The organism is Pseudomonas sp. GL_090 (assembly GCF_057837765.1).
This window is the reverse complement of the sequence record NZ_CM174452.1, coordinates 2,665,107-2,690,078: the sequence shown is the minus strand read 5'-3', so window position 1 is coordinate 2,690,078 and position 24,972 is coordinate 2,665,107. Positions and strand designations below refer to the sequence as shown.

Genomic DNA, 24,972 nt, shown 5'->3' with positions numbered 1-24,972 from the left:
GCAGCCTGATTTTCTACCTCGCGGTCATTGACTACCGTTTAACTGAAATCCGGGCCGCGCAGTTGGATGTTTCTTCGCGCACGCCGGCTTGAGTATGGACATTCAGGCTGCTGCCATTAATTCCATTGGTTATGTGGGTGAGGAGCATTCGTTCTATGGCGCGCGGCATGGGTGGCTAATCTACGGAGGTTGAGGGGGGGCCATCGTCAGGAGGGTGCAACCATATGGACGCAAATCCGATCGAAACCGACTACCTGATCATCGGGGCTGGCGCGACGGCCATGGCCTTCGTCGATACGCTACTCAAGGAAACGAATGCACACATCGTGATGGTGGATCGACACGGTCGACCTGGCGGGCACTGGAATGATGCCTACCCCTTTGTCCGATTGCACCAGCCCTCGGCCTTCTATGGCGTCAACTCACGGGAACTGGGCAGCGGCACGAAAGACACGACGGAACTGAACGAGGGCTTGTATGAGCTGGCCTCCGGCGCCGAGGTGGTGAGCTATTTCGACCAGGTGATGAATCAGCAGTTTCTGCCATCAGGTCGAGTCCGTTACTTCCCCATGTGCAACTACACCGGCGACCGCATTGACGACCACCGGTTTACCTCGCTCGTCAGCGGCGAAAACCATCAGGTCCGGGTGTACAAAAAGGTGGTGGACGCCACCCATGCCCAGACAGCCGTGCCCTCGACCCACCCGCCCAGGTACAGGGTGGAGCCCGGCGTGCAATGCGTGCCACTGAACGACTTGCCGGAAATCCGGCACCCCTACTCCAGTTACGTAGTGGTGGGATCGGGCAAGACCGGGATCGACGCCTGCCTGTGGTTGCTGCAAAACGGTGTTGCGCCTGCAACAATCTGCTGGATCATGCCAAACGATCCGTGGCTGATCGACCGGGCCAACATGCAACCCGGCCTCGACAGCTTCGAACGAACAATCGGCGGCCTCACGGCACAGTTCGAGGCCATCGCAGCCGCAGACTCGATCCCGGACCTGTTCTCCAGGCTTGAGGCAGCGGGTCAGCTCTTGCGCATGGATACGTCCGTCGAACCCACTGCTTACCGCTGCGCCACCGTCACTCAAGCGGAATTACGCGAGCTGCGACGCATCGACAACATTGTGCGCCTGGGGAGAGTGCGCGTTATCGAGCCAATGCGCATCGTGCTCGAGCAAGGCAGCATCGCCACGAGCCCAAATGCTCTGCACATTGATTGCAGCGCCAGTGCCATCCCGACACTCCCTGACATGAAGGTGTTCGACGGCGGCAAGATCAACCTGTTGATGGTAAGCAGCTGCCAGCCCGTGTTCAGCGCGGCCTTGATCGCCTATGTGGAAAGCCACATGGTCGACCCGGCACAAATGAACTCGCTGTGCATGATGGTCCCCCCGCCTCACGTCCCCACGGACTGGATCAGAATCTGGGCGGTCTACCTGGGTAACCAACTACGCTGGGGAAGACATGAAGGTTTGACCCGCTGGATCAAGCAGTCGCGTTTGTACTTTATGACGGCGGTGGTCAGGGGCTTGCAAGAAACCGACACCGAGAAACTGGCACAGCTGCATCGGCTCTCTGTCAGCAGGCAGCAGGCTCAGGCGAGTTTGCCACGGTTGCTGGGGTCCATCGCTTGAATCTCAGGAAGCGCATATGAACGAGCCACACCTCGAACTGCTCGACATCAATGGCATCCGCATGCAGATAGCAACGCAAGGTGGCGGCCCGCTGGTCTTGCTATGCCACGGTTTTCCGGAGCTGTGGTACTCGTGGCGCAACCAGCTTGCTGCGCTGGCGGCCGCCGGCTACAGAGCGGTAGCGCCCGACATGCGCGGCTATGGCGGCACGGATGCGCCAGCCGAGCCCGACGCCTACACCACGCTCCACCTGGTCGGCGACATGGTCGAGTTGGTCAACGCACTCGGCGAACAGCAAGCCGTGATCGTCGGCCATGACTGGGGCGCGCAGGTGGCCTGGAGCGCGGCAATGATGCGACCCGATCTGTTCCGCGCAGTGGTCGGCATGAGCGTTCCCTTCTCGCCACCGGCGCGCGTTGATCTCCTCAGCGCGCTGGCCTCGCGGGGTATCAGCGACTTCTACATCCAGTATTTCCAGACGCCGGGCGTGGCCGAGGCCGAGCTGGAAAGGGACGTCGAGTCGTCGATCCGGCGCATCTACTTCAGTGGCTCGGGTGACGGCCCCGATTGGCCGGTGTTCGGCCGGCTGCAGCCGGGCCAGGGTTTCCTGGGCGCGATGATCGAGCCCGAAACCCTGCCAGACTGGCTAAGCCTCGAGGATATTGCCTACTACACCGGCGAATTCAACCGCAGCGGATTTCGCGGCGGCTTGAACTGGTACCGCAACATGACGCGCTCATGGGCACTGCTGGCACCTTGGCGCGGTTGCGTTATCCGGCAGCCGTCGATGTTCATTGCCGGGAGCCGCGACGGCGTGCTGAAGTTTCCGAGCTCCCCGCGGCAGATCGAAGCCTTCGCGCAGACACTGCCGGAACTGCGCGGGTGTCATATTCTCGAAGGTGCCGGTCACTGGATACAGCAAGAGCGCGCGACAGAGGTCAATGAGCTGCTACTCGACTTCCTGAAGAAGCTCTCATCAGAAGGTTGAATTTTTATCCATAATTGAAATGCCATAGAACATGCAGGCGGCGCCAATACCGGGCCGGTGTTGGCTATAAGGATTCAAGACTGGAGGGAACCATGAGCAATCTCATCGCCACCGACGAGCCACCTGAAGCCGTTCGCCTCATGGTCAGGGTTTACGCCTGCTTGCTGCTCGCAGGATTTGCGTTTGTTCCGGCCTATCTCATAGCCCGGACTATCAAGGCTGGCATCGCTGAATTTCTGTGAGGTGATCCACCCTGCCCCCGGTCGTTTTAATGGCCGCGAATGTAGTGTTCCAGTTGCCGGATCAGCTCGGTCTGCTCGACGATGGCTTCCTTGACCAGATCACCAATCGACAACAGGCCGATCAGTTGGTCGCCCTCCACCACCGGTAGATGGCGCAGATGACTGTCGGTCATGACCGCCATGCAACGCTCGATGCTTTGCTGACTGTCTGCTGTCACGACTGGCGCGCTCATGATGGCCCGGACCGGCGTACCGACCGAAGAGCGCCCCTGCAGAACGACCTTGCGCGCATAGTCGCGTTCGCTGATCACGCCGACCACCTGTCCCTCCTCCATGACGGGTAGAGCACCGACATTTTTTTCCGCCATCATTCTCAGCGCTTCAAGCACCGTCTGGTCTGGCGCGATGCTATGCACCCGCCGGTTCTGCACGGCCTTGAGCTTCAGCAGTTGCGCAGCTGTTTTCATACAAGCCTCCGATACTGTTTGTCATTGATCATCGACTCCGCCGGAGCCTGGCATGAATCATTGATTGAATGAGCGTTCAGCCCCCGCAGGTGGTCAGGCTACCGCGACCTCCACCCGGCCTGCGTTCAGGCGCACCGGCCAGACCCGCAGGCGCTGCTGCGGATACTCCAGGCAACTGCCGTCCTCAAGGCGGAAATGCTGTTTGTAGAGTGGCGAGGCAATCACCAGATCGCCCTTGATGCTGCCGATCAGCCCGCGACCGATGACATTCGCCCCGGATTGCGGGTCATGATTATCGACGGCATAGAGGGTCTTGCCCTCGGCAGCCGGCAGGTAGAACAGCGCCACTTGTGCACCGTCGAGCCAAACGACGACGCCGGAGTTACTCACCAGATCCTCCTGGCTGCACACCGCTTGCCAGGCATCGGGATTGACCAGGGAGAAACTGGAATAAGCGCGCTGGGTATCGGACTGGCTCATCAGGCAATCTCCTCGATGACAGGGATAAGGTGGAGTTCAGAGGCCATGATCGGCCGGCGCTGACCGCGTTCCTGGACAAAATGGATGTCCGGGTCCGGGCGTTGATCGTTGACGAAGGTGCGAAAGCGCTTGAGTTTTTCCGGGTCTTTCAGGGCGTTGGCCCATTCGCATTCGTAGCGGTTGACCACCAGCTGCATCTGCGATTCGAGCTCAAGGCCAAGCCCCAGGCTGTCGTTGATGATCACGTCCTTGAGGTAATCCAGGCCGCCCTCCAGGCTCTCGCGCCAGACCGAGGTGCGCTGCAATTTGTCGGCGGTGCGGATGTAGAACATCAGGAAGCGGTCGATGTAACGGATCAGGGTGGCGTCATCGAGGTCGGTGGCGAACAGTTCGGCGTGGCGCGGGCGCATGCCGCCGTTACCGGCCACGTAGAGGTTCCAGCCTTTCTCGGTGGCGATCACGCCCACGTCCTTGCTCTGCGCCTCGGCGCACTCACGGGTGCAGCCGGAGACTGCGAACTTGAGCTTGTGCGGCGAGCGCAGGCCCTTGTAGCGATCCTCGAGGGTCAGGGCCATTTGCACGCTGTCCTGCACGCCGTAACGGCACCAGGTGCTGCCGACGCAGGACTTCACCGTGCGGGTCGATTTGCCATAGGCGTGCCCGGTTTCGAAACCGGCCTCGATCAACTCGGCCCAGATGTCCGGTAACTGATGCAACTGAGCGCCGAACAGGTCGATGCGCTGGCCGCCGGTGATCTTGGTGTAGAGGTCGTATTTCTTCGCCACCACGCCAATCGCGATCAGTTTGTCGGCGGTGATCTCGCCCCCGGCGATGCGCGGCACCACCGAATAGGTGCCGTTTTTCTGCATGTTGGCCATGAAGGTGTCGTTGGTGTCCTGCAACGGCACCAGCGACGTGTCCATGATCGGCTGGTTCCAGCACGAGGCGAGGATCGAGCCCACCGCCGGTTTGCAGACGTCGCAGCCGGTGTGGCCCCGGCCATGTTTGGCCAACAGTTCGTCGAAGGTGATCACGCCCTCTACCCGGACCAGCGCATAAAGCTCCTGGCGGGTGTAGGCGAAGTGTTCGCACAGGCTCTTGTCGACACTGACGCCACGGGCAATCAGCTCATGCTCGAACACTTGCTTGAGCAACCCGGCGCAACCGCCACAGCCGGTACAGGCCTTGGTCTGCGCCTTGAGCTGGCCCAGGTCGGTGCAGCCGCCGTCGATGGCCGAACAGATGGAGCCCTTGGTGACGTTATGACAGGAGCACACCGTGGCCGACTCGGGCAGCGCACCCGGGCCCAGGGTCGGTGCGCCTTCGGAGGACGGCAGAATCAGGCTGGCGGGTTCCGACGGCAAGGCGATGCCGTTCTGCATGTATTGCAGCAAGGTGTCGTAGTAGCTGTTGTCACCGACCAGCACTGCACCGAGGACGTGTTTGCCACTGGCATCCACCACCAGGCGGCGATAGCTGGCGCTGGTTTCGTCGATGAATTGATAGCTGCGTGCGCCCGGGGTGTTGCCGTGGGCGTCGCCGATGGAGCCGACATCCACCCCCAGCAGCTTGAGCTTGGTCGACATGTCGGCACCGATGAACGGCTCGGCGACTTCGTTGCACAGACGGGCCGCGACGCTGCGCGCCATCTGGTAGCCCGGCGCGACCAGGCCGAACAGGCTGCCGTTCCATGAAGCGCATTCACCGATGGCGTAGATGTTCGGGTCGCAACTGAGGCACGTGTCGTCGATCACCACGCCACCGCGCGGACCGATCTGCAGCGCGCATTGACGAGCCAGCGCGTCTTGAGCGCGGATACCGGCGGAAAACACGATCAGGTCGGTTTCGAGGAACTCGTCATTGGCGAAATTCATGCGATAGCGGTACTGCTCGCCCGCACTGATCGATTGAGTGGCGCGGGACAGGTGGACACCGACGCCCAATCGTTCGATCTGCGCCTTGAGTGCCTGGCCACCGAGGTCATCGAGTTGTACCGGCATCAAGCGCGGCGCGAATTCCACCACGTGGGCTTCAAGGCCCAGGCTCTTCAATGCGTTCGCGGCTTCCAGACCCAGCAAGCCCCCGCCGACCACCACGCCACGCCGGGCATTGGCCGCCGCCGCCCGAATGGCATCGAGGTCTTCCAGGGTGCGATAGACCAGGCGCGATTGACCTTCGGCGCCTTCGATTGGCGGAACAAACGGATAAGACCCGGTGGCCAGAACCAATTTGTCATACGTGACGCAACCTTGCGAGGTGACCACCTGACGACGGACGCGGTCGATTTCCAATACCGGCACACCCAGATGCAGCGTAACGCCGGGCGTCTGGTAAAGCGACGCATCGGACAGCGCCAGCGACTCGGCATCACGACCTGCGAAGTACTCGGAAAGATGCACACGGTCATAGGCCCGCATCGGCTCCTCACTGAAGACGTGCAGCCGGTAATGCTCCAGCGCTCCCCGCTCGATCAGCTGTTCGACACAATGATGTCCGACCATGCCATTACCGATCACGATCAACGTTTGCATCTTGTTCAACGTGGCAACATTGGAATTCATAGAAAGCACCCAGCCCGAGCCAATCACGGTTTTAAAAGCAAAAAAAAACGCCTGAAACCTTGCGGTTCCAGGCGTCTTTGCCTGTTCTTTTGCGGTGTTGAAATCAGGCATCTATGCCCGGTCCACCGATGCTGCCCACGACCTGTTCGGCCAATCGATCGTCGTTGACCGAGGGGGCTGTCCACACGAATGCGTTCCAGGTGGACCTGATGTCAGCCTTGCAGCCTTTGTGCCAGCCTGCGACAGAGAGACTTCAACTGTCTGGAAACACTGACTCTTGAGCCCGGGAGGATTGTCACGACGCTGGAACTACCGCAGGCGAACACGTTTTGCGGCGCTTCCGACTGGTGCACGTTGTTGCCCATGGCGCTTTATAAAAGTGCATGGACCGTTCGATTCCACAGCTCGTTGGAACTCAAGCCTGTTGTTGGCAGCGATCAGCTTTTCCGGTCAGCGCTGTCATGTCGTCGTCACATCTACCCATCACAATGGGATCAGCCAAAAGGATTTGGCCCATCTACAGAGAGTCCGACCGACGCCGGGCTTTTTTCATTGCTACGACATGCTTTTCACGAAACGCTCACAAGATGGGGCGCAGATTGGAAGCACAAAAGGATTTGACCCCAAACAGAAGGCCCGCCATTGCGCGGGCCTTTTGCTGCCTGCATTGATCGCATGACGAACCGATTCAATCCTTCGCAAGGTGAAACTGACGGCCAGAACCTGAACTGACAGCGAACCCGGCCATTACGCCGTGGTCACAACAGCTGATGGCAACGCAAATGTTCAGTGGCCTCAGGCCAACTTCATTCACGAGCGATGCCTGCAATTCACACCTTTCAGGGTGCGCCGGATAACCTCAGTGGGTTCGGTTCCTGCCTGATGCAGGTACTTGCCGCTGCTCTCATCCCCTGCTCCCTCGGCGGAGTACGCAAATGACTCAATCAATGCGCTTCTTCCTCTCGTTCTTCCTCGCGATTGCAACCTTGGCATCGGCCGGTTTCCTGAACAATGCCGCAGCGGCCACCGCCGAGGATCTGAATACCGACGCTCGACAAGCCTTGCAGGCGCTCTACAAGACCAACCCATTCTCCGAAACCATCTCGCATCAAGCCAAGGCTGTGCTGGTTTTCCCGAACATCATCAAGGCGGGTCTCGTGTTCGGCGGCAGCTATGGCGAAGGCGTTCTAATGAAGGGCACGAAAGTCGAGAACTACTACAACTCCGTCAGCGGTTCATGGGGGCTTCAGGCCGGCGCCCAGTCGTATGGCTATGTGGTTTTCCTGATGACCGACAAAGCCGTGGACTATGTCGCCAAAACCAAGGGCTGGGAAATCGGTGTAGGGCCAACAGTTGTGTTTGTGGATGAAGGGGTTGCGAAGAACCTGTCCAGCTCAACGCTCAAAGACGACGCCTACGCATTCATCTTCGACCAGCAAGGATTGATGGCGGGGGTCAGTATCGAAGGAACGAAGATTTCGCTGATCAAGCGCTGAAGTCAGGTGTCTGACTGCCCATCGCAAGCGTGATGGCAGCCTGTGCCAACCGGGATGGGTTTTCCCGTTTAGGCTAGGCTGTCCTCACCCCTGGCGCACAGACGCACCTGATGATTGGGAAGCTATCTGGACGAGCAAGGCTGTTTCGACCGTTCATTGATACAGGTCTAAACATTGGACGAACGAATCCTGATAATGACTTTCCGGTTTTCAGGTAGGCCTTAAATGACTTCACAGCTCTTCCAGGTTCACGGCCTCGTGAGTTTTACCCTTGCCATCCTCCTGCTTTTCCTCGGCAAGACCCTCGTCCAGCACAACGCCTTTCTCCGTCAATACTGCATCCCCGAATCCGTGGTCGGCGGCTTTGTCTGTGCGGCGGTGACGTCCTTGCTGTACTTCGGCCTGAATATCCAGATCGAATTCGATCTGCAAGTTCGCGACACCCTGCTGCTCTATTTCTTTGCCGGCATTGGCTTGAAGTCGGACATGCGCCAACTGCTCAAGGGTGGGCGTCCGCTGCTGATCCTGCTGTTGCTCGCCGCCGTGTTCATCCTGTTGCAGAATTCGCTGGGCATGGGCGTGGCCCAGGCGTTTGGGCTTGATCCCAAGGCGGGCTTGATGGTGGGCTCCATTTCCCTCACCGGTGGGGTGGGCACCACCCTGGCCTGGGCACCGCTCTTCGTCGAAAAACTGGGCATCGGTAACGCCCACGAACTGGGCATCGCCAGCAACACCGTCGGCCTGATTGCCGCTTGCGTCATCGGTGGCCCGATCGCCAACCAGCTGATTCGCCGTTATCAACTGACGCCGTCCAGGGATGCGGAGCTGGAAGTCGGCATTCTCGAGCAACAACCGGGCAAAGCGCTGGACTACTACGACGTGCTCTGGGCCTGGATGTGGCTCAACCTGACCCTGATGCTCGGCTATGGACTCAACCTGGTGCTGGTCGATGCCGGCATCACCCTGCCCAGGTTTGTCAGCTGCCTGTTTGCAGGCATCGTCATTCACCACCTCGTTCTGGCCTTTGTCGGTGATCAGCGACTGAAAACCTGGAGCGGTGCCAGCCTGGGCCTGTCGCTGATCTCCGACATCTGTCTGGGCATGTTCTTGACCATGGCCCTGATGGGGCTTCAGCTATGGCAACTCAACGGCGCGTTGATGTTCATTCTGTGCGCAATGACCCTGCAAATCCTGCTGACGGTCGCCTATACGTACTTTGTGGTCTTCCGCTTTATGGGGCGCAATTACGAAGCCAGCGTGATCGCTTCCGGATTCGGCGGGATTGCCCTCGGCTCCACGGCGACGGCCATCGTCAACATGTCGACCGTGACGCAAAAGTACGGTGCGGCGCACCAGGCCTTCCTGATCGTGCCGCTGGTGTGCGGCTTTTTCATTGACCTGGTCAATGCCGTGATCATCAGCCTGTTCAGTGGTCTGTAGCGACCTCAGCCCGGCTCTCGGACGACCAGACACACCGAACGTGGGAAAGCGGACGAAAGGCGCAGCAGGATCAATGCCGCAAGGATAGGCTCAGAGATAGAGTGTGCCCCAGCCCTGATCCGGCCAGGCACGATCTCAAATGCGCCTCTTGCTACAGGGGAACCGGGATGACGGGACACACTACGCGCCCATGGTCGTCATGGCTCCTGCTATCCCTGCTCGCCGTCGATCTGGCGCTGATAGCCGGCTGTTCGGGCAAAGCCAGTACGGCTCGATATTCAGCCCCCGGCACCGGCTCGGCCTGCTATGCAAAAGCCCTCCCCACTATCGGCGAAGGTGGCCTCGCCTGGGGCGACACCCTGGACATCGCTCGCCAGAAATCCCTGAGTAATTGCATACGTTATTCCGGCCGATCCGGCGGCACGCCAAGCACCTGCAAAGTGGTGATGGCGGAATGTAAGCATTGATAGAGCGGTTTTTCATTTCTGCGTCGCTTTTGCATTTCTGTGCGACAGATCCCACTTCAGGGGCTCCCGTTTCACACGCTCGCGGTGTTAGTTTTGAAAGGTTTCTGATCGACCAATCAGATATTTCTTACAAACCGCCTGCAAAGGAATGCCCCCAGCAATGGATTTTTCCCTCAAGCACCTGGCTGCGACCACCCTGATGCTCGCCAGCCTTTCGTCGTTCACCACCGCTGCCCACGCCAACATCACCCCGCAACAGAGCGCGATCATCCTCAAGACCTTCAGTGATGCATCGGTCAAGGATTTCCGGCAGTTCCTGGCAAGCCTGGCCAAGAGCGATATCGCCAAGACCGACGACCTCGGCGCGGCCATCCGTGCCTTCCTCGACAACAAGACGCTTAGCGCTGAACAGCAAAACGAAATCCATCGTTTGCTTGGCCTCTATGCCCGGGTGAAATACGGCAGCGCGGCCACCGAAACCCTGAAGGAGCTGGTGGCCATTCCGACCGTGAACGTGGACGGGGTGGCCCAGCACGACAACCCCGAATTCCTCAAGATTGCCGAGAAGATCAAGGGGCTGGCACAGGCGTTCAACCTGAACTTTCGCAACATCGACAACCGCGTCTACGAGATCTCCCTGGAAGGCAGCGGCGATGAAGTCGTGGGCATTCACGCCCATGCCGATGTGGTGCCGGTGACGCCGGAAAATTGGGTGCTGCAGGACGGCACCCGCCTCGACCCGTTCAAGGTCACCCTGATCGGCGATCGCATGTATGGCCGCGGCACCGAGGATGACAAGAACGGCATCGTGGTGGCGCTGTACGCCATGAAGATCATCAAGGAAGAGAAACTGCCGCTGGCCCGCAATTTCAAGCTGCTGGTCGACACCACCGAAGAGACCACGGGTGACGCCATCCCCTACTACTTCGAACGCAACCCGACGCCCAACTACAACCTGGCGCTGGATGGCGGCTACCCGGTGGTAATCGCCGAGAAAGGCTACGGCACGGTCATGGCCAGCTTCACCAAGCGCACCGCACAAGGCAAGGGCGCGCAAATCACCTCGATGACCGGCGGCCTGGCCACCAACCAGATTCCGTCGACATCGGTCGCGACCCTGGTGACCGACAAGCCCGCCGAGCTGGCCGCCAGCCTGCAAAAGGCCGGTACCGACTATGCCAAGCGCAACGGCGGCAATTTCGAGGTCACCGCCAAGGTCGACGGCAAGGACGTCAAACTGACGGTCACCGGTGTGTCCGCCCACTCCTCCGAGCCCGAGTCCGGCGTCAACCCGGTGGCCAGGATGCTCGACTTCATCAATGGCCTCGACGGCAAGGTTGCGCTCAAGCACAACCAGATTACGGACGCCGCCCGCTACGCCGCCGACAACTGGGGGCTGGACTACCTGGGTGGCAAGTTGGGGATCGGTTTTGCCGATGAATTCATGGGCCCGCTGACCACCTCCCTGACCTATGTCGGGATGGACGACAAAGCCTTCAAGCTCGCGGTCAACCTGCGCGTGCCGAAGGGCAAATCCCCGCAAGTGCTCAAGTCCGAAATCGCCGCAAAGCTGGACGCCTGGAGCAAGCAAACCAGCATCACACCAACCTTTGACCTGTCGATTGCCGAACCGATGTACCGCAATCCCGAGGGTGAATGGGTCAAGGCCCTGCTCGCGGTGGCCAGCGAAAACCTCGGCATGGAACACAAGTTCGGCACCTCCGCCGGCGCCACCTCCGTGCATGAACTGCCCAACGGCGTGCAATTCGGCCTGGCGATGCCGAATGTCAAATACACCGGTCACAACGACAACGAGTTCAAGACCACCGAGCAGTTCCTGCTGGACTTGCAGATCGTGACCGAAATGATGGGCCGCATCGGGCAATTGCCGAAGCTTTGATCCCCCTTCGGACCCGCCGCCCTGGCGGGTCCATTCCTTTCACTTCCAAACCACATGCCGCCCCCTGTAGGAGCGAGCCTGCTCGCGAAAAACCCAAGGGCGCCACGGGCCGTCTGGTTTCCCGCGTCATCGTTACCCTCCATCGCGAGCAAGCTCGCTCCTACGGGTCGATTTGATCCAGCACCCGGTTCGCCGTGATCTCCGCCAGCATCACACTGTTGGAAATGCCCAGCAGCGCATTGCGCGACCCACCGTCCAGGTGATCCACCAACTGGTGGACCATCACATCGACCGACGCGAGAGTTTCGACCAGATAAACCATCAAGGTTTCGGGACTCGCCTGCGGGTCCACGGTGAACAAGGTGCCGGGGGTGCGCGGTGTGGCTTTGATATCGGCAATCGAGGGGATGTGAAAATCGGGGGCGGCTTCGTTGAGCCTGGTTGAGTCGGGTTCATGTGGGGAGACCGGATCGGCCTCCGGTGGGTTTGGCGTTACCTTGAACATGATCTTCAATTCCTGAGTGATGCGGTCACCACTTCGCGACTAAACGAAGGGGTGGCAGCTGTACGCAGGTTAGTCGACCGGGGAATTGAAGAAGCCGGCGCACCCGAAGGTGCCCTGCGCACAGCCACCATCAAATACAGGTGTAAATACCTGTCTGACGGACACTTGAGCGACTTCAATTACCACCAGGCGACTAAACCCGATCACTGATGAGCAGTGACACGAATCAAGTTACCGACGGCCTGCGAGGCGCACAAGCCGGCGGATTCTGGCGTAACCGTAGGCAACGGCGCAAGGTCTTGTAGCTTGCATGAAGTAACCTTAAACACCTTTAAACAAGCGCCCTCCGGCGCCTTTTGCCGGTTACCACCTCTACTACCCCAATCGCCGTGAGCATTCTTCAGCGTTCGGCGTAGTGGTGGACGCTCTGCGTTACAAGCGCTGAGTCATCCATGGTCAAGATGCCTGGATGGCACGGATGAAATACGTGAGTGATTCCGATTTCAAATAAACACCGGGAAATACTCGGTTTGATCTAGGCTTGAATGAAATCACGCGGGAAAAAACCATGTCCCTCGCTCCCGGAAATCTATTGGCCCTGGCTTTGGGTGTCTTCTTTTGCACAGCCGTGTACGGACAAGGGGTAGCGGACACCGATTCCCCTCCGGCAATACTTCCGTTGGAATCCGAGACTGCGCCAACACTCATTGCCTACCCCCCGCTTGCCGAGCCACTCGCCCGCGGTGTTGTCATTATCCAGTATCGAACGGAACACGCCAGGATCATGCCGGTATTTGGCAAAACGGCTGTTGAAGTATCACCACGTCTCGGCCACCTCCACGTGACCGTCGACGACTGGAAAGGCACATGGGCGCACACCAGCGAAGACCCGATCATCCTGGTCGGACTGACGCCCGGCACTCACAAGGTTCTTCTTGAAGTGGCCGACCCGACTCACAAGATCCTCACCAGTACGACAGTGAGCTTTATCGTTCCGCAGAAGAAACCGGCGGACGTTCCCCACATTGACAATGATCACGCAGTAAAACCATGACGATTGAGTGTTCATAGCTGACTGCGGTGGTGTGAGTAGCCTCTGATTTCGAAAACACATCTAACTGACTACGCTGTTTTCAAGTCTTTTCGCCAACCTGCACTGCGTTTTACTTCTGGCTGCACAACGCCCCCCTCAGGGTGACGGCAGATAGCCCATCACTCGTGACTCGCCCATCAGCAGCGGGCGATTCAGTTCCGCGCTGGCACGCAGGTACTCGGCCACCAGGGTAATCCGCTTCAGCTTGCGCAGGTCCTCGCTGTAATACATCCAGAACTGCCGCGTGACCTCCACTTCACCCGGCAGCACTTCGCACAGGCGGGGATCGGGGCCGGCGAGGAAGCAGGGCAGGATGGCCAGCGCCCGCCCTTCCAGGGCTGCGTGGTAATGGGCGACCACGCTGGTGCTGCGCAGGCGGCTGTTGGCGCCGGGCATCAGGTCGTTCAGGTAGAGCAGCTTGAAGCTGAAGGCCAGGTCTTCGACGTAGGTCACGAACGGGTGGCCGGCCAGGTCCTCGCGACAGCCGATCGGCGGATGATTGGCCAGGTACGCAGGCGTCGCATACAGGCGCAGGCGGTAGTCGCACAATCGCGAGCACACATAGGGACCGCGCTCGGGCCGTTCCAGGGTGATGGCGATGTCCGCCTCGCGCCGTGACAGGTTGATGAAGTGCGGGACCGGCAAAATGTCCGCCGAAATGTTCGGGTAGTGCTCGAGGAAGTGGCTCATCTGCGCCGTGATGAAACAGGTGCCGAAGGCTTCGGTACAGCCGATGCGCAGGTGCCCGGAGAGTCCCCCGGTGGTGCCGAAAACCTGCTCGCAGGCTACCAGCAGCGTACTTTCCAGGGATTCGGCGTGGCCGACCAGACGCTGCCCCTCCACGGTCAGGACAAAACCTGCGGTTCGCGACTTCTCGAACAGCAGAGCGCCCAGGCACTGCTCCAGGGCGCGGATGCGCCGTGACACCGTGGTGTAGTCCACTCCCAGGCGGCGGGCCGCACCGCTGGCGGTGCGAGCACGGGCAACTTCGAGGAAGAAACGCAAGTCGTCCCAGTTCAGCGGATTCTGCGTTGTGCTTTTTTGCATATCCATCGGGCTTTTCTGCCAATACATATGGGAAATATGCACTTATATACTCGCATCTCACCCAGCTTGGCCAGCGTCGTTTTCAGGCCGGGAAGGCACCCTCCCAAATAATAAATATCGAGGGCTGACAGCATGAGCGCATGGATAAACACCGGCTTGCACGCCGGACACAAGCAGCTGCGCAACAGCGCAATCGCGGCCACGATCCTCGTCTGCCGTTGGTCCGCCCTCCTGCACCGCCCTCTCTGCACCGCAAGGTCATCCAGGCGGCAATAACTCCAGCACATCAGCATTCAGGTGGCGTCCCGCATCGGGTCGCTGCCCGGGTACCCGTACGCCCCTCAAAAGGCCGAACAACAAAAACAACTAGAAATGCGGAGCCTCACCATGACGACCGACCATCCGAACCACGTCCAGACCTGTGCACGGGTCAGGGCCAACCCCAAGTTCCAGCGCCTCGCGCGTCAGCGTGCACTGCTGGCCTGGACGCTGAGCGGCGCGGTCCTGGCTATCTACTACAGCTTCATCATGGTGGTGGCTTTCGCCCCTGCCTGGCTGCACCTGCCGCTGCACGACGGCAGCCACCTCAGCCTCGGCATGCCAATCGGCGTCACGATCATCCTGTTGTCCTGGCTACTCACCGCCTGGTACGTGCACCGCGCCAACACCCGCTTCGACGTGCTCAGTTCGCAGATCCTGCAGGAGTCCCGCGCATGAAACGCCTGTCCGCCCTACTCGCCCTCAGCCCTGTGCTGGCCCATGCCGAGCCCATCGTTGCGCAGAAGCAACCGCTCAACCTGCACGCCATCGGCATGTTTTTCGTCTTCGTCCTCGCCACCCTGCTGATCACCTGGTGGGCGGCACGACGCACCCGCTCCGCCGCCGATTTCTACAGCGCCGGTGGTGGAATCACCGGCTTCCAGAATGGCTTGGCCATCGCCGGTGACTACATGTCGGCGGCCACTCTGCTGGGCCTGTCGAGCATGGTCTTCGCCAAGGGCTACGACGGCTTCGTCTATATCATCGGCTTCTTCGTCGGCTGGCCCATCGTCACCTTCCTGATGGCTGAGCGCTTGCGCAACCTGGGGCGCTACACCTTCGCCGACATCGTCTCCTACCGCCTCGATCAAACCCGCGTGCGCAGCTTCGCCGCCCTTGGATCGCTGACCGTGGTGTGCTGCTATCTGGTGGTGCAGATGGTCGGTGCCGGTCAACTGATCAAACTGCTGTTCGGCCTCGACTACCGCACGGCGGTGGTGGTGGTCGGATTGTTGATGCTGGTCTACGTGATCTTCGGCGGCATGCTCGCCACCACCTGGGTACAGATCACCAAGGCGGTCCTGCTCCTGGCGGGCGGCACCACCCTGGTGCTGATGGCCCTGAGTCGCTTCGACTTCAGCTTCGAGACACTGGCCGCCCAGGCGGTGGCCGTGCATGCCAGCGGCGTGCAGATCATGGGCCCCGGCACTTTGCTGGCCGACCCGATCAACGCGGTGTCCTTATCCCTCGGACTGGTCTTCGGCATTGCCGGCCTGCCGCACATCCTGATGCGCTTCTTCACTGTGCCCAATGCCAAGGAAGCGCGTAAATCCGTACTGTTCGCCACCGTGTTCATCGGCTTCTTCTTCCTGGTGGTCTGCGTCCTGGGCTATACCGCCATCGTCATCGTCGGCACGGATCCTCAGTACTACGTCGATGGCAAACTCGGCGGGGCCATGATTGGCGGCGGCAATATGGTGGCCATGCACCTGGCGAAGGCGGTGGGCGGCAACCTGTTTCTCGGTTTCCTCTCTGCCGTGGCTTTCGCCACCATTCTCGCGGTGGTGGCCGGCCTGGCCCTGGCCGGTGCCTCGGCCATCTCCCATGACCTTTATGCTTCGGTATTGAAGAAGGGCTGCGCCGACGAGAAAAAGGAAATGCGCGTGTCGCGCATCGCCACCATCTGCCTGGGCGTCGTTGCGATTGCCCTCGGCATTCTGTTCGAGGGCCAGAACATCGCCTTCCTGGTCGGCCTGACGTTCGGCATCGCCGCCTCGGCGAATTTCCCGGTATTGATCATGGCCATGTACTGGGGCGGCCTGACCACCCGCGGCGCCCTCTATGGCGGCCTGACCGGCCTGATCAGCGCACTGGCCCTGGTGATCGGTTCGCCGTCGGTGTGGGTCGGTGTACTGGGGCACGCCCAGGCGCTTTTCCCTTACGACCAACCGGCGCTGTTCTCCATGCCACTGGCCTTCCTGGTCATAGTGGTGGCTTCCAGGCTTGACCGCAGCGAACGCGCCGACCGCGAACGCGCCGCCTATGCCGACCAGTTCGTCCGTGCCCAGACCGGCCTTGGAGCTGCCGTGGCCAGCAGTCACTGACGCTGCTTTTTCCGGGGCTGACACCCCGAGCGCGAGTCCGCTCCTTTGCTTCGCGCTTTTTTACGCCCGACCTGCGCCGCTCGGCGCAGGACACCCCAAAAGCGCCCTTCCCTCGCCAACGCCAAGCGGCGCGGGAGCGGCTCGTCGACAACAAAAACAACAAAAGGCATCCAATGAAACCCACCACCCTCACCCTGTTCCTGGCCGGTAGCGGGCTCGCCGCACAGGCTCACGCCGACTTCCTGGCAGACAGCACGGCCAGACTGGAAACGCGCAATTTCTATTTCAACCGCGACTTCCGCCAGGCAAATGCCGCCCAGTCCAAGCAGGAAGAATGGGCCCAGGGCTTCCTGCTGCGCTACGAATCCGGTTATACCGACGGCATGATCGGCGTCGGTATCGATGCCCTCGGCCAGCTCGGCATCAAGCTCGACTCCAGTCCCGATCGCGCCGGCTCCGGCCTGCTCAAACGCGATAACGAGCCACCCAAGCGCGCCAAGGACGAGTACGGCGAACTGGGCCTGACGGCCAAGTTCAAAGCATCCAATAGCGTGCTCAAGCTCGGCACCCTGACCCCGAAGTTGCCGGTACTGCTGGCCAATGACTCGCGCCTGTTGCCGCAAACATTTCGCGGTGGCCAGTTGAACGTCCAGGAGATCAAAGGCCTGAGTTTCGATGCCGGGCGCGTGGATCGGGTCAACCAGCGCGACTCCTCGGACTACGAGAAAATGGCGATCACCACCACCGGCGCCAAGGGCATTGTCAGTGGCCAGGCCCGCAGCGACGCGTTCAATTTCGCCGGCCTTGCCTACCAATGGAACGACCGACTGAACACAGGCTACAACTACGGCGGCCTGGACGACTTCTACCACCAGCACCAGTTCAGTCTGGTCCACGTGCTGCCGCTGGGCCCAGGCCAGACGTTCAAGAGCGACCTGCGCTACGCCCGCTCCACCGACGATGGCAACAGCAACATCGACAACAACGCCTTCGGCGCCATGTTCACCTATGCCCTGGGCGGCCATGCCTTCGGTCTCGGCTACCAACGCATGAGCGGCGACACCGGTTTTGCCTACGTCAATGGCAGCGACGCCTACCTGGTCAACTTCGTGCAGATCAACGACTTCGCCAACAAGGACGAGCGTTCCTGGCAGGCGCGCTACGACTACAACTTCGCGGCGCTGGGCATTCCCGGCCTGACCTTCATGACCCGCTACCTGTCCGGCGACAGCATCGATCTGGGCGCCGGCAAGCCCGACGGCCGCGAATGGGAGCGCGACACCGACATCGGCTACGTGGTGCAGAGCGGCCCGCTGAAAAACATCGGTATGAAGTGGCGCAACGCTACGGTGCGCACCGCTCACTTCGGTAACGATCTCAACGAGAACCGCCTGATCCTCAGCTATACCCTGGCGCTCTGGTAAGCACCCGCACAAGGCGGGCGCAGCTCACATCGCTTGACGGTGCGGGCAGCGCCCGCCTTGTGCATTTACGGTGCATCAGGGATGCCGCAAGCCTGTGTTTTTTTGCACAACGCACGGGACTTTTTGAGCATTCTTATTTGATTTATGCCTGCCTATACTCGATTCAACCGCCTGGTCATGAACCAGGTCAGTCCCAATAAAAATAAACAGGGCACCCATCGTGAAGCCATTCTTGTTTGCCGTCGTCTCCCCACTTTCAGGCACCCGCGCGCACCTCGGGAGACTCCAATGAACAACCACTGCCAACCCTTCCTGGCCGCTCGTGACTTCCTGCTGGCCCACCGCACCGACTACGCCACCGCCGTGCGTGACTTCCGCTGGCCGCAGCTGAGCGAATTCAACTGGGCGCTGGATTACTTCGATGCCATGGCCGAGGGCAACCAGGCCAATGCCCTGTGGATCGTCGAAGAGGACGGCAGCGAACAACGCTACAGCTTCCAGCAACTGGCCGCGCGCTCCAACCAGGTGGCCAATCACCTGCGTGCCCTGGGCGTGCGCCGCGGCGAACGCATCCTGCTGATGCTCGGTAACGACGTTGCCCTGTGGGAAACCATGCTGGCCGCCTTCAAACTCGGCGCCGTCGTCATCCCCGCCACCGCCCTGCTGACCCCCGATGACCTGCGCGACCGCATCGAGCGTGGCCATGTTTCCCACCTGGTGGTCGGTAGCGCCCATGTCGACAAGTTCGTCGGGCTGGGTGAAGACTGCACCCGCATCTGCGTTGGCCCGTCCCCCGCCGGCTGGACCCCGCACAGCGCCGCTGGCGAATATTCCGAGCAGTTCGAAACCGAGGGCCGCACACTGGCCACCGACCCGATGCTGCTGTACTTCACCTCCGGCACCACCTCCAAGCCGAAGATGGTGCTGCACAGTCACCAGAGTTACCCGGTCGGCCACCTTTCGACCATGTACTGGATCGGCCTGCAGCCGGGCGACCTGCACCTGAACATTTCGTCCCCGGGCTGGGCCAAGCACGCCTGGAGTTGCCTCTTCGCACCGTGGAATGCCGGTGCCTGCATCTTTATCCACAACACCGCACGCTTCAGCGCGCCAGCCCTGCTCGGCGTGCTGGAACGCTACGGCGTCACCAGCCTGTGCGCGCCGCCTACCGTATGGCGAATGCTGATCCAGGAAGACCTGGCCAGCTACAAGACTCGCCTGCGCCTGCGCGAACTGGTGGGCGCCGGTGAGCCGCTCAACCCGGAGATCATCGAGCAGATCCTGCACGCCTGGGGCCTGTTGCTGCGCGACGGCTTCGGCCAGTCGGAAACCACCGCCCTGGTCGGCAACACGCCCGGCCAGCGGCTCAAGCCGGGCTCCATGGGCCGTCCACTGCCAGGCTACCGGGTGACCATGCTCGACCCCGATGGCCTGCCGGGTAACGAAGGCGAAGTAGCCCTGCCGCTGGACGTGCGTCCGCTGGGCCTGATGCTGTGCTACGAGGACAGCCCGGAAAAGACCGCCGAAGTGATGCGCGACGGCTACTACCGCACCGGCGACACCGCGCAGATCGACGAAGAGGGCTACATCACTTTCGTCGGCCGTGCCGATGACGTGTTCAAGGCCTCCGACTACCGCATCAGCCCCTTCGAGCTGGAAAGCGCGCTGATCGAGCACCCGGCGGTGATGGAAGTGGCCGTGGTGCCAAGCCCCGACCCGGTGCGCCTGGCAGTGCCCAAGGCCTATCTGATCCTGGCCCATGAAGCCCAGGGCAGCCACGAACTGGCCGGCAGCATCTTCGCCTTCGCCCGCGAGCACCTGGCGCCCTACAAGCGGGTACGGCGCATCGAGTTTGTCAGCGAGCTGCCCAAGACCATCTCCGGAAAGATCCGCCGGGTGGAACTGCGGCAAATGGAAACGCAGCGTCGCCAGGGCGACGCTCGTGGCCCGCAGGAATACTTCGAAGAAGACTTCCCGCAACTCAAAGGCTGAACCCCGGGCCGGCTCGCCGGCCCTCCCAAATCCAAACCCGACCGCTCGGCCAACCACGCCGAGGGGCCTCATTCGACCTAAAGAAAGCAGGCAGGACCCGTAAATGACCTCTTCCATCATTCCCAGCGTCAAGCTTCTCATCAACGGCGAATTCGTCGAATCGCGCAGCACCCAGTGGCGCGACGTGGTCAACCCGGCCACCCAGGAAGTCCTGGCCCGCGTCCCCTTCGCCACCGCCGAAGAAATGAACGCCGCCGTTGCCAGCGCCAAACAAGCCTTCAAGACCTGGCGCAAGACTCCGATCGGTGCCCGCTCCCGGGTCTTTCTCAAGTACCAGCAATTGATCCGCGAGAACATCAAGGAACTGGCCGCCCTGCTGACCGCCGAGCAAGGCAAGACCCTGCCGGATGCCGAAGGTGACGTGTTCCGCGGCCTGGAAGTGGTCGAGCACGCCGCCAGCATCGGTAACCTGCAGATGGGCGAACTGGCCAATAACGTGGCCAACGGCGTCGACACCTACACCTTGCTGCAGCCGCTGGGCGTGTGCGCCGGCATTACCCCGTTCAACTTCCCGGCGATGATCCCGCTGTGGATGTTCCCGATGGCCATTGCCACCGGCAACACCTTCGTCCTCAAGCCGTCCGAGCAGGATCCGCTGGTGACCATGCGCCTGGTGGAACTGGCGCTGGAGGCCGGGTTACCCAAGGGCGTGCTCAACGTCATCCACGGCGGCGTCGACGCGGTGAACCTGATCTGCGATCACCCGGACATCAAGGCCGTGTCCTTTGTCGGCTCGACCAAGGTCGGTACCCACGTTTATAACCGCGCCACCCAGAACGGCAAGCGCGCGCAATGCATGATGGGCGCGAAGAACCATGCCATCGTCCTGCCCGATGCCAACCGGCAGCAGACCCTGAACAACCTGCTGGGCGCCTCCTTCGGCGCCGCCGGCCAGCGCTGCATGGCGCTGCCGGTGGTGATCCTCGTGGGTGAAGCGCAAACCTGGCTGCCGGACCTGATCGAACGGACCAAAACCCTCAAGATCAATGGCGGCACCGAGCCGGGCACCGACATCGGCCCGGTGATTTCCTGCGCCGCCCTGGAGCGCGTCAACGGCCTGATCGCCAGCGGCATCGAAGAAGGCGCAAAACTTGAACTGGATGGACGCAACCCGAGCGTGCCGGGCTACCAGGACGGCAACTTCGTCGGCCCGACCATTTTCTCCGGCGTCACCGCGCAAATGTCGGTGTACCGCGAAGAGATCTTCGGCCCGGTGCTGTGCGTGATGCACGCCGCCAACCTGGACGAAGCGATCGAGATCATCAACGCCAACCCGAACGGCAACGGCACCGCCCTGTTCACCCGCTCCGGTGCTGCCGCGCGTCACTTCCAGGAAGAGATCGACGTCGGTCAGGTGGGCATCAACGTGCCGATCCCGGTACCGGTCCCGCTGTTCTCCTTCTCCGGCTCGCGCGCCTCCAAGCTGGGCGACCTGGGTCCGTACGGCAAGCAAGTGGTGACCTTCTACACCCAGACCAAGACGATCACCCAGCGCTGGTTCGACGAGGATGACACCGGTGGCGCGGTGAACACCACCATCACCCTGAAATGACCCTTGCCGGCCGGCGCCCAGCGTCGGCCGACGACAAGCGCGCGCTGGATTTCCTGCGCCACTGCCCCCCTATCGTAAAGGTAGCCAACATGCATATCGGATTTCTCGGCCTCGGCAACATGGGCGGCCCAATGGCCCGCAACCTGCTCAAGGCCGGTCACAGCCTGACTGTCTTCGATCCCTTCCCCCAGGCGGTCGCCGCTCTGGTGGAGGCCGGCGCCAGCGCCGCCGACTCGCCCGCCGCCGTGGCCAAGGCCAGGGTTGAGGTGATCATCACCATGCTGCCGACCGCCGAACACGTGAAGCAGGTCTATCGCGGCAAGGACGGCCTGCTGGCCAACATCGGCCCAGGCATATTGCTGATCGACAGTTCGACCATCGACCCGCTGAGCACCCGCGAGGTGGCCAAATATGCCCTTGCCCAAGGCAACCCGATGCTCGACGCGCCGGTATCCGGCGGCACCGGTGGTGCGGCGGCAGGCACCCTGACCTTTATGGTCGGCGGCCCGGACAGCGTATTCGACCAGGCCCTGCCGATCCTCTCGGCCATGGGCAAGAACATCGTCCACTGCGGCGCAGCAGGCAACGGCCAGGTGGCCAAGATCGCCAACAACATGCTGCTTGGCATCTCCATGGTCGGCGTCGCCGAAGCCATGGCCCTGGGTGTATCCCTCGGGATGGACGCCAAGGTGCTGGCCGGGATCATCAATACCTCAAGCGGTCGCTGCTGGAGCTCGGAGGTCAACAACCCGTTCCCGGGCGTACTGGAAAACGCGCCGGCCTCACGTGGCTACAGCGGCGGCTTTGGCAGCGACCTGATGCTCAAGGACCTGGGCCTGGCCACCGAAGCGGCCAGGCACGCGCGTCAACCGGTCGCCCTCGGTGCTGTCGCCCAGCAGCTGTACCAGACCTTCAGCTTGCAAGGTAACGGCGGCCTGGACTTCTCCGCCATCATCAACCTGTTCCGCGGGGAAGCCTGAACATGAGCGAGCAGCAAGCCCCGGTGCTGGCCAGCGTACGCAACCGCGTGGGCCACCTGACACTGAATCGGCCAAGCGCGTTGAACACCCTGGACCTGCCCATGGTGCGCCTGCTCTGCCGGCACCTGTGGGCGTGGGAGCAGGACCCGGAGATCGTCGCCGTGACCATTCGCGGAGCCGGTGAAAAGGCCTTCTGCGCCGGCGGCGACATTCGCATGCTGTACGACAGCTACAAGGCCGGCGACAACCAGCATGAGCTGTTCCTCGAGGAAGAGTACGCCCTGGACGAGTACCTGCATGGCTACACCAAGCCAGTGCTGGCGCTGCTCGATGGCTTCGTCCTGGGCGGTGGCATGGGCCTGGCCCAGGCCGCCTCGATGCGGGTGATCACCGAGCGCACGCGGATGGGCATGCCGGAAGTCGGCATCGGCTTTTTCCCCGATGTCGGTGGCAGCTATTTCCTGCCGCGCCTGCCGGGTGAACTGGGAACCTATCTGGGTCTCACCGGCTGCCAGGTGCGTGCCGCCGATGCCCTCTACGCCAACCTTGCCGACTACTACCTGCCCAGCGAACGACTGGCCGAACTGGATGCCTGTCTCGACCACCTGAACTGGACCGCTGCGCCGGACGAAGACTTGCAGGACCTGCTCGCCGAAATGGCCACCGAGCGTCTTGCCGGGTCCGAGCTCAAGGCCTGTCGCCAGGCAATCGACGAATATTTCGCCTTGTCCGATGTCCCGGCCATTCGCGCCGCGCTGCAGCGCGAACAGCGCCCCGAATTGCAAGACTGGGCCGAGCAGACGGTGAAATTGCTCGACAGCCGCTCGCCGCTGGCGATGGCCGCGACGCTTGAGTTGTTGCGCCGTGGTCGTTACCTGAGCCTGGCCGAGTGCTTCGCCCTTGAGTTGCACCTGGACTACCAGTGGTTCGCCAAGGGCGACCTGATGGAGGGTGTGCGCGCCCTGATCATCGACAAGGACAAGTGCCCACGCTGGAACCCGCCAACCCTGGCAGAGCTGGTACCTGCCCGGGTGCAGGCCTTCTTCAACGACTTTGAACGCGCCTCTGGCAAGCCCGTACGCACCGCCTGATCGGCAGGAGACATTGCAATGCACGATATCGAATTGACCGAAGAACAACGCATGATCCGCGACATGGCGCGCGACTTCGCCCGCAGCGAGGTCGCGCCACATGCCCAGGCCTGGGAGAAGGCCGGCTGGATCGATGACGCCGTGGTCGCGCAGATGGGCGAGCTGGGGCTGCTGGGCATGATCGTGCCGGACACCTGGGGCGGCAGCTACACCGACTATGTGGCCTACGCCCTGGCCGTGGAAGAAATCTCGGCCGGCGACGGTGCCCTCGGCGCGCTGATGAGCATCCACAACTCGGTGGGCTGCGGCCCCCTGCTGAAATACGGTACCCCCGCGCAGCAGGACAGCTGGCTGCCGCTGCTGGTCAGTGGTCAAGCGATCGGCTGCTTCTGCCTGACCGAGCCACAGGCCGGCTCCGAGGCGCACAACCTGCGTACCCGTGCCGAACTGCGCGACGGCCAATGGGTACTCAATGGCGCCAAGCAGTTCGTCAGCAACGGCAAGCGCGCCAGGCTGGCCATTGTCTTCGCTGTCACCGATGCGCAACTGGGCAAAAAGGGGCTCTCTGCCTTCCTGGTACCGACTGACAATCCCGGGTTCGTGGTCGACCGCAGTGAACACAAGATGGGCATCAAAGCCTCCGATACCTGCGCGGTGACCCTGAACGACTGCACCATCCCCGAGGCCAACCTGCTGGGTGAACGTGGCAAGGGCCTGGCCATTGCCTTGTCGAACCTTGAAGGCGGTCGCATCGGCATCGCCGCCCAGGCCCTGGGAATCGCCCGCGCCGCCTTCGAGGCCGCCCTGGGCTATGCCCGCGAACGCGTCCAGTTCGGCAAGCCGATCATCGAGCACCAGAGCGTGTCCAACCTGCTCGCCGACATGCACACCCGGCTCAACGCCAGCCGCCTGCTGATCCTGCATGCGGCGCGCCTGAAAAGCGCCGGTCAAGCGTGCCTGTCCGAAGCCTCCCAGGCCAAGCTGTTCGCCTCGGAAATGGCCGAGCGCGTGTGCTCCAGCGCCCTGCAGATCCATGGCGGCTACGGTTACCTGGAAGATTACCCGGTGGAGCGCTACTACCGCGATGCGCGCATCACCCAGATCTACGAAGGCACCAGCGAGGTCCAGCGCCTGCTGATCGCCCGCGAACTGAGCCACTACGCGCTCTGACCCCTTCAGCCGGACGC

At 61.6% G+C, this 24,972-nt stretch carries 21 protein-coding genes and 1 pseudogene; 17 read left to right on the top strand and 5 right to left on the bottom strand.

Going from position 1 to position 24,972, the window contains the following annotated elements:
* Positions 1–224 precede the first annotated feature (224 nt).
* The 3 genes from AC3ITA_RS12010 to AC3ITA_RS12000 all read left to right on the top strand — a co-directional run bounded on the left by AC3ITA_RS12010 (position 225) and on the right by AC3ITA_RS12000 (position 2,867).
* Complete coding sequence (locus tag AC3ITA_RS12010; RefSeq protein WP_095941832.1) at positions 225–1,637, top strand: FAD/NAD(P)-binding protein; 1,413 nt, start codon at positions 225–227, stop codon at positions 1,635–1,637.
* A 16-nt stretch (positions 1,638–1,653) separates the two neighbouring features.
* Positions 1,654–2,625 carry an alpha/beta fold hydrolase gene (locus tag AC3ITA_RS12005; RefSeq protein ID WP_095941831.1) on the top strand — a complete coding sequence of 324 codons (972 nt, stop codon included), beginning with the start codon at positions 1,654–1,656 and terminating at the stop codon, positions 2,623–2,625.
* 92 nt (positions 2,626–2,717) lie between these two features.
* Positions 2,718–2,867 (top strand): hypothetical protein, encoded by a 150-nt coding sequence (locus AC3ITA_RS12000; protein WP_172435280.1) that lies wholly within the window; start codon positions 2,718–2,720, stop codon positions 2,865–2,867.
* Positions 2,868–2,893: 26 nt separating this feature from the next.
* On the opposite strand, the gene AC3ITA_RS11995 is transcribed toward AC3ITA_RS12000, so the two are convergent.
* The 3 genes from AC3ITA_RS11995 to nirB form a co-directional block, all read right to left on the bottom strand.
* On the bottom strand, positions 2,894–3,334 hold the full coding sequence (locus AC3ITA_RS11995; RefSeq protein WP_414874855.1) for a CBS domain-containing protein: 441 nt from the start codon (positions 3,332–3,334) through the stop codon (positions 2,894–2,896).
* A 93-nt stretch (positions 3,335–3,427) separates the two neighbouring features.
* On the bottom strand, positions 3,428–3,814 hold the full coding sequence (gene nirD, locus AC3ITA_RS11990; RefSeq protein WP_095941829.1) for a nitrite reductase small subunit NirD: 387 nt from the start codon (positions 3,812–3,814) through the stop codon (positions 3,428–3,430).
* A complete protein-coding gene (gene nirB / locus AC3ITA_RS11985) occupies positions 3,814–6,375 on the bottom strand; it encodes a nitrite reductase large subunit NirB (protein WP_489280387.1) in 2,562 nt (853 codons plus the stop codon). The genes nirD and nirB overlap by 1 nt, the downstream gene beginning before the upstream one ends.
* Before the next feature lie 935 nt (positions 6,376–7,310).
* Here nirB and AC3ITA_RS11980 point away from each other — a divergent pair.
* From AC3ITA_RS11980 to AC3ITA_RS11965, 4 genes are all read left to right on the top strand, one after another.
* Positions 7,311–7,871 (top strand): lipid-binding SYLF domain-containing protein, encoded by a 561-nt coding sequence (locus AC3ITA_RS11980; RefSeq protein WP_095941827.1) that lies wholly within the window; start codon positions 7,311–7,313, stop codon positions 7,869–7,871.
* A gap of 225 nt (positions 7,872–8,096) precedes the next feature.
* The gene (gene gltS, locus AC3ITA_RS11975) at positions 8,097–9,311 is read left to right on the top strand and encodes a sodium/glutamate symporter (RefSeq protein ID WP_489280386.1); all 1,215 of its coding nucleotides are present in this window, start codon (positions 8,097–8,099) and stop codon (positions 9,309–9,311) included.
* A gap of 167 nt (positions 9,312–9,478) precedes the next feature.
* Positions 9,479–9,778, top strand: a complete 300-nt coding sequence (locus tag AC3ITA_RS11970; protein WP_489280384.1) for a hypothetical protein — start codon at positions 9,479–9,481, stop codon at positions 9,776–9,778.
* Positions 9,779–9,938: 160 nt separating this feature from the next.
* A complete protein-coding gene (locus AC3ITA_RS11965; RefSeq protein WP_489280383.1) occupies positions 9,939–11,678 on the top strand; it encodes a dipeptidase in 1,740 nt (579 codons plus the stop codon).
* Between the two features lie 160 nt (positions 11,679–11,838).
* Here AC3ITA_RS11965 and AC3ITA_RS11960 read toward each other — a convergent pair whose 3' ends face one another.
* The gene (locus tag AC3ITA_RS11960; protein ID WP_414927771.1) at positions 11,839–12,183 is read right to left on the bottom strand and encodes a DUF6124 family protein; all 345 of its coding nucleotides are present in this window, start codon (positions 12,181–12,183) and stop codon (positions 11,839–11,841) included.
* A 352-nt stretch (positions 12,184–12,535) separates the two neighbouring features.
* On the opposite strand from AC3ITA_RS11960, the pseudogene AC3ITA_RS11955 reads away from it, so the two are divergent.
* Both AC3ITA_RS11955 and AC3ITA_RS11950 read left to right on the top strand, forming a co-directional pair.
* Positions 12,536–12,628: pseudogene (locus AC3ITA_RS11955) on the top strand (LysR family transcriptional regulator); the annotation flags it as partial.
* 123 nt (positions 12,629–12,751) lie between these two features.
* Positions 12,752–13,237 carry a DUF6130 family protein gene (locus AC3ITA_RS11950; RefSeq protein ID WP_489280381.1) on the top strand — a complete coding sequence of 162 codons (486 nt, stop codon included), beginning with the start codon at positions 12,752–12,754 and terminating at the stop codon, positions 13,235–13,237.
* Positions 13,238–13,372: 135 nt separating this feature from the next.
* Here the strand turns inward: AC3ITA_RS11950 and AC3ITA_RS11945 are convergent, their stop codons facing one another.
* Complete coding sequence (locus AC3ITA_RS11945) at positions 13,373–14,323, bottom strand: LysR family transcriptional regulator (RefSeq protein ID WP_191628406.1); 951 nt, start codon at positions 14,321–14,323, stop codon at positions 13,373–13,375.
* 387 nt (positions 14,324–14,710) lie between these two features.
* On the opposite strand from AC3ITA_RS11945, the gene AC3ITA_RS11940 reads away from it, so the two are divergent.
* The 8 genes from AC3ITA_RS11940 to AC3ITA_RS11905 all read left to right on the top strand — a co-directional run bounded on the left by AC3ITA_RS11940 (position 14,711) and on the right by AC3ITA_RS11905 (position 24,955).
* The gene (locus AC3ITA_RS11940) at positions 14,711–15,040 is read left to right on the top strand and encodes a DUF485 domain-containing protein (RefSeq protein ID WP_150673359.1); all 330 of its coding nucleotides are present in this window, start codon (positions 14,711–14,713) and stop codon (positions 15,038–15,040) included.
* Positions 15,037–16,686 (top strand): cation acetate symporter, encoded by a 1,650-nt coding sequence (locus AC3ITA_RS11935; protein ID WP_489280380.1) that lies wholly within the window; start codon positions 15,037–15,039, stop codon positions 16,684–16,686. The genes AC3ITA_RS11940 and AC3ITA_RS11935 overlap by 4 nt, the downstream gene beginning before the upstream one ends.
* 173 nt (positions 16,687–16,859) lie before the next feature.
* Positions 16,860–18,110, top strand: a complete 1,251-nt coding sequence (locus tag AC3ITA_RS11930) for an OprD family porin (protein ID WP_414927769.1) — start codon at positions 16,860–16,862, stop codon at positions 18,108–18,110.
* A gap of 288 nt (positions 18,111–18,398) precedes the next feature.
* On the top strand, positions 18,399–20,102 hold the full coding sequence (locus AC3ITA_RS11925) for an AMP-binding protein (RefSeq protein ID WP_150673356.1): 1,704 nt from the start codon (positions 18,399–18,401) through the stop codon (positions 20,100–20,102).
* A gap of 103 nt (positions 20,103–20,205) precedes the next feature.
* Entirely contained in the window at positions 20,206–21,714 is a 1,509-nt protein-coding gene (locus AC3ITA_RS11920) for a CoA-acylating methylmalonate-semialdehyde dehydrogenase (RefSeq protein WP_489280378.1), read from the top strand.
* 89 nt (positions 21,715–21,803) lie between these two features.
* The gene (mmsB, locus tag AC3ITA_RS11915; protein ID WP_489280377.1) at positions 21,804–22,694 is read left to right on the top strand and encodes a 3-hydroxyisobutyrate dehydrogenase; all 891 of its coding nucleotides are present in this window, start codon (positions 21,804–21,806) and stop codon (positions 22,692–22,694) included.
* A 2-nt stretch (positions 22,695–22,696) separates the two neighbouring features.
* Positions 22,697–23,785, top strand: a complete 1,089-nt coding sequence (locus tag AC3ITA_RS11910) for an enoyl-CoA hydratase/isomerase family protein (RefSeq protein ID WP_414927768.1) — start codon at positions 22,697–22,699, stop codon at positions 23,783–23,785.
* 18 nt (positions 23,786–23,803) lie between these two features.
* The gene (locus tag AC3ITA_RS11905; RefSeq protein WP_414927767.1) at positions 23,804–24,955 is read left to right on the top strand and encodes an acyl-CoA dehydrogenase family protein; all 1,152 of its coding nucleotides are present in this window, start codon (positions 23,804–23,806) and stop codon (positions 24,953–24,955) included.
* The last annotated feature ends 17 nt before the right edge of the window (positions 24,956–24,972 follow it).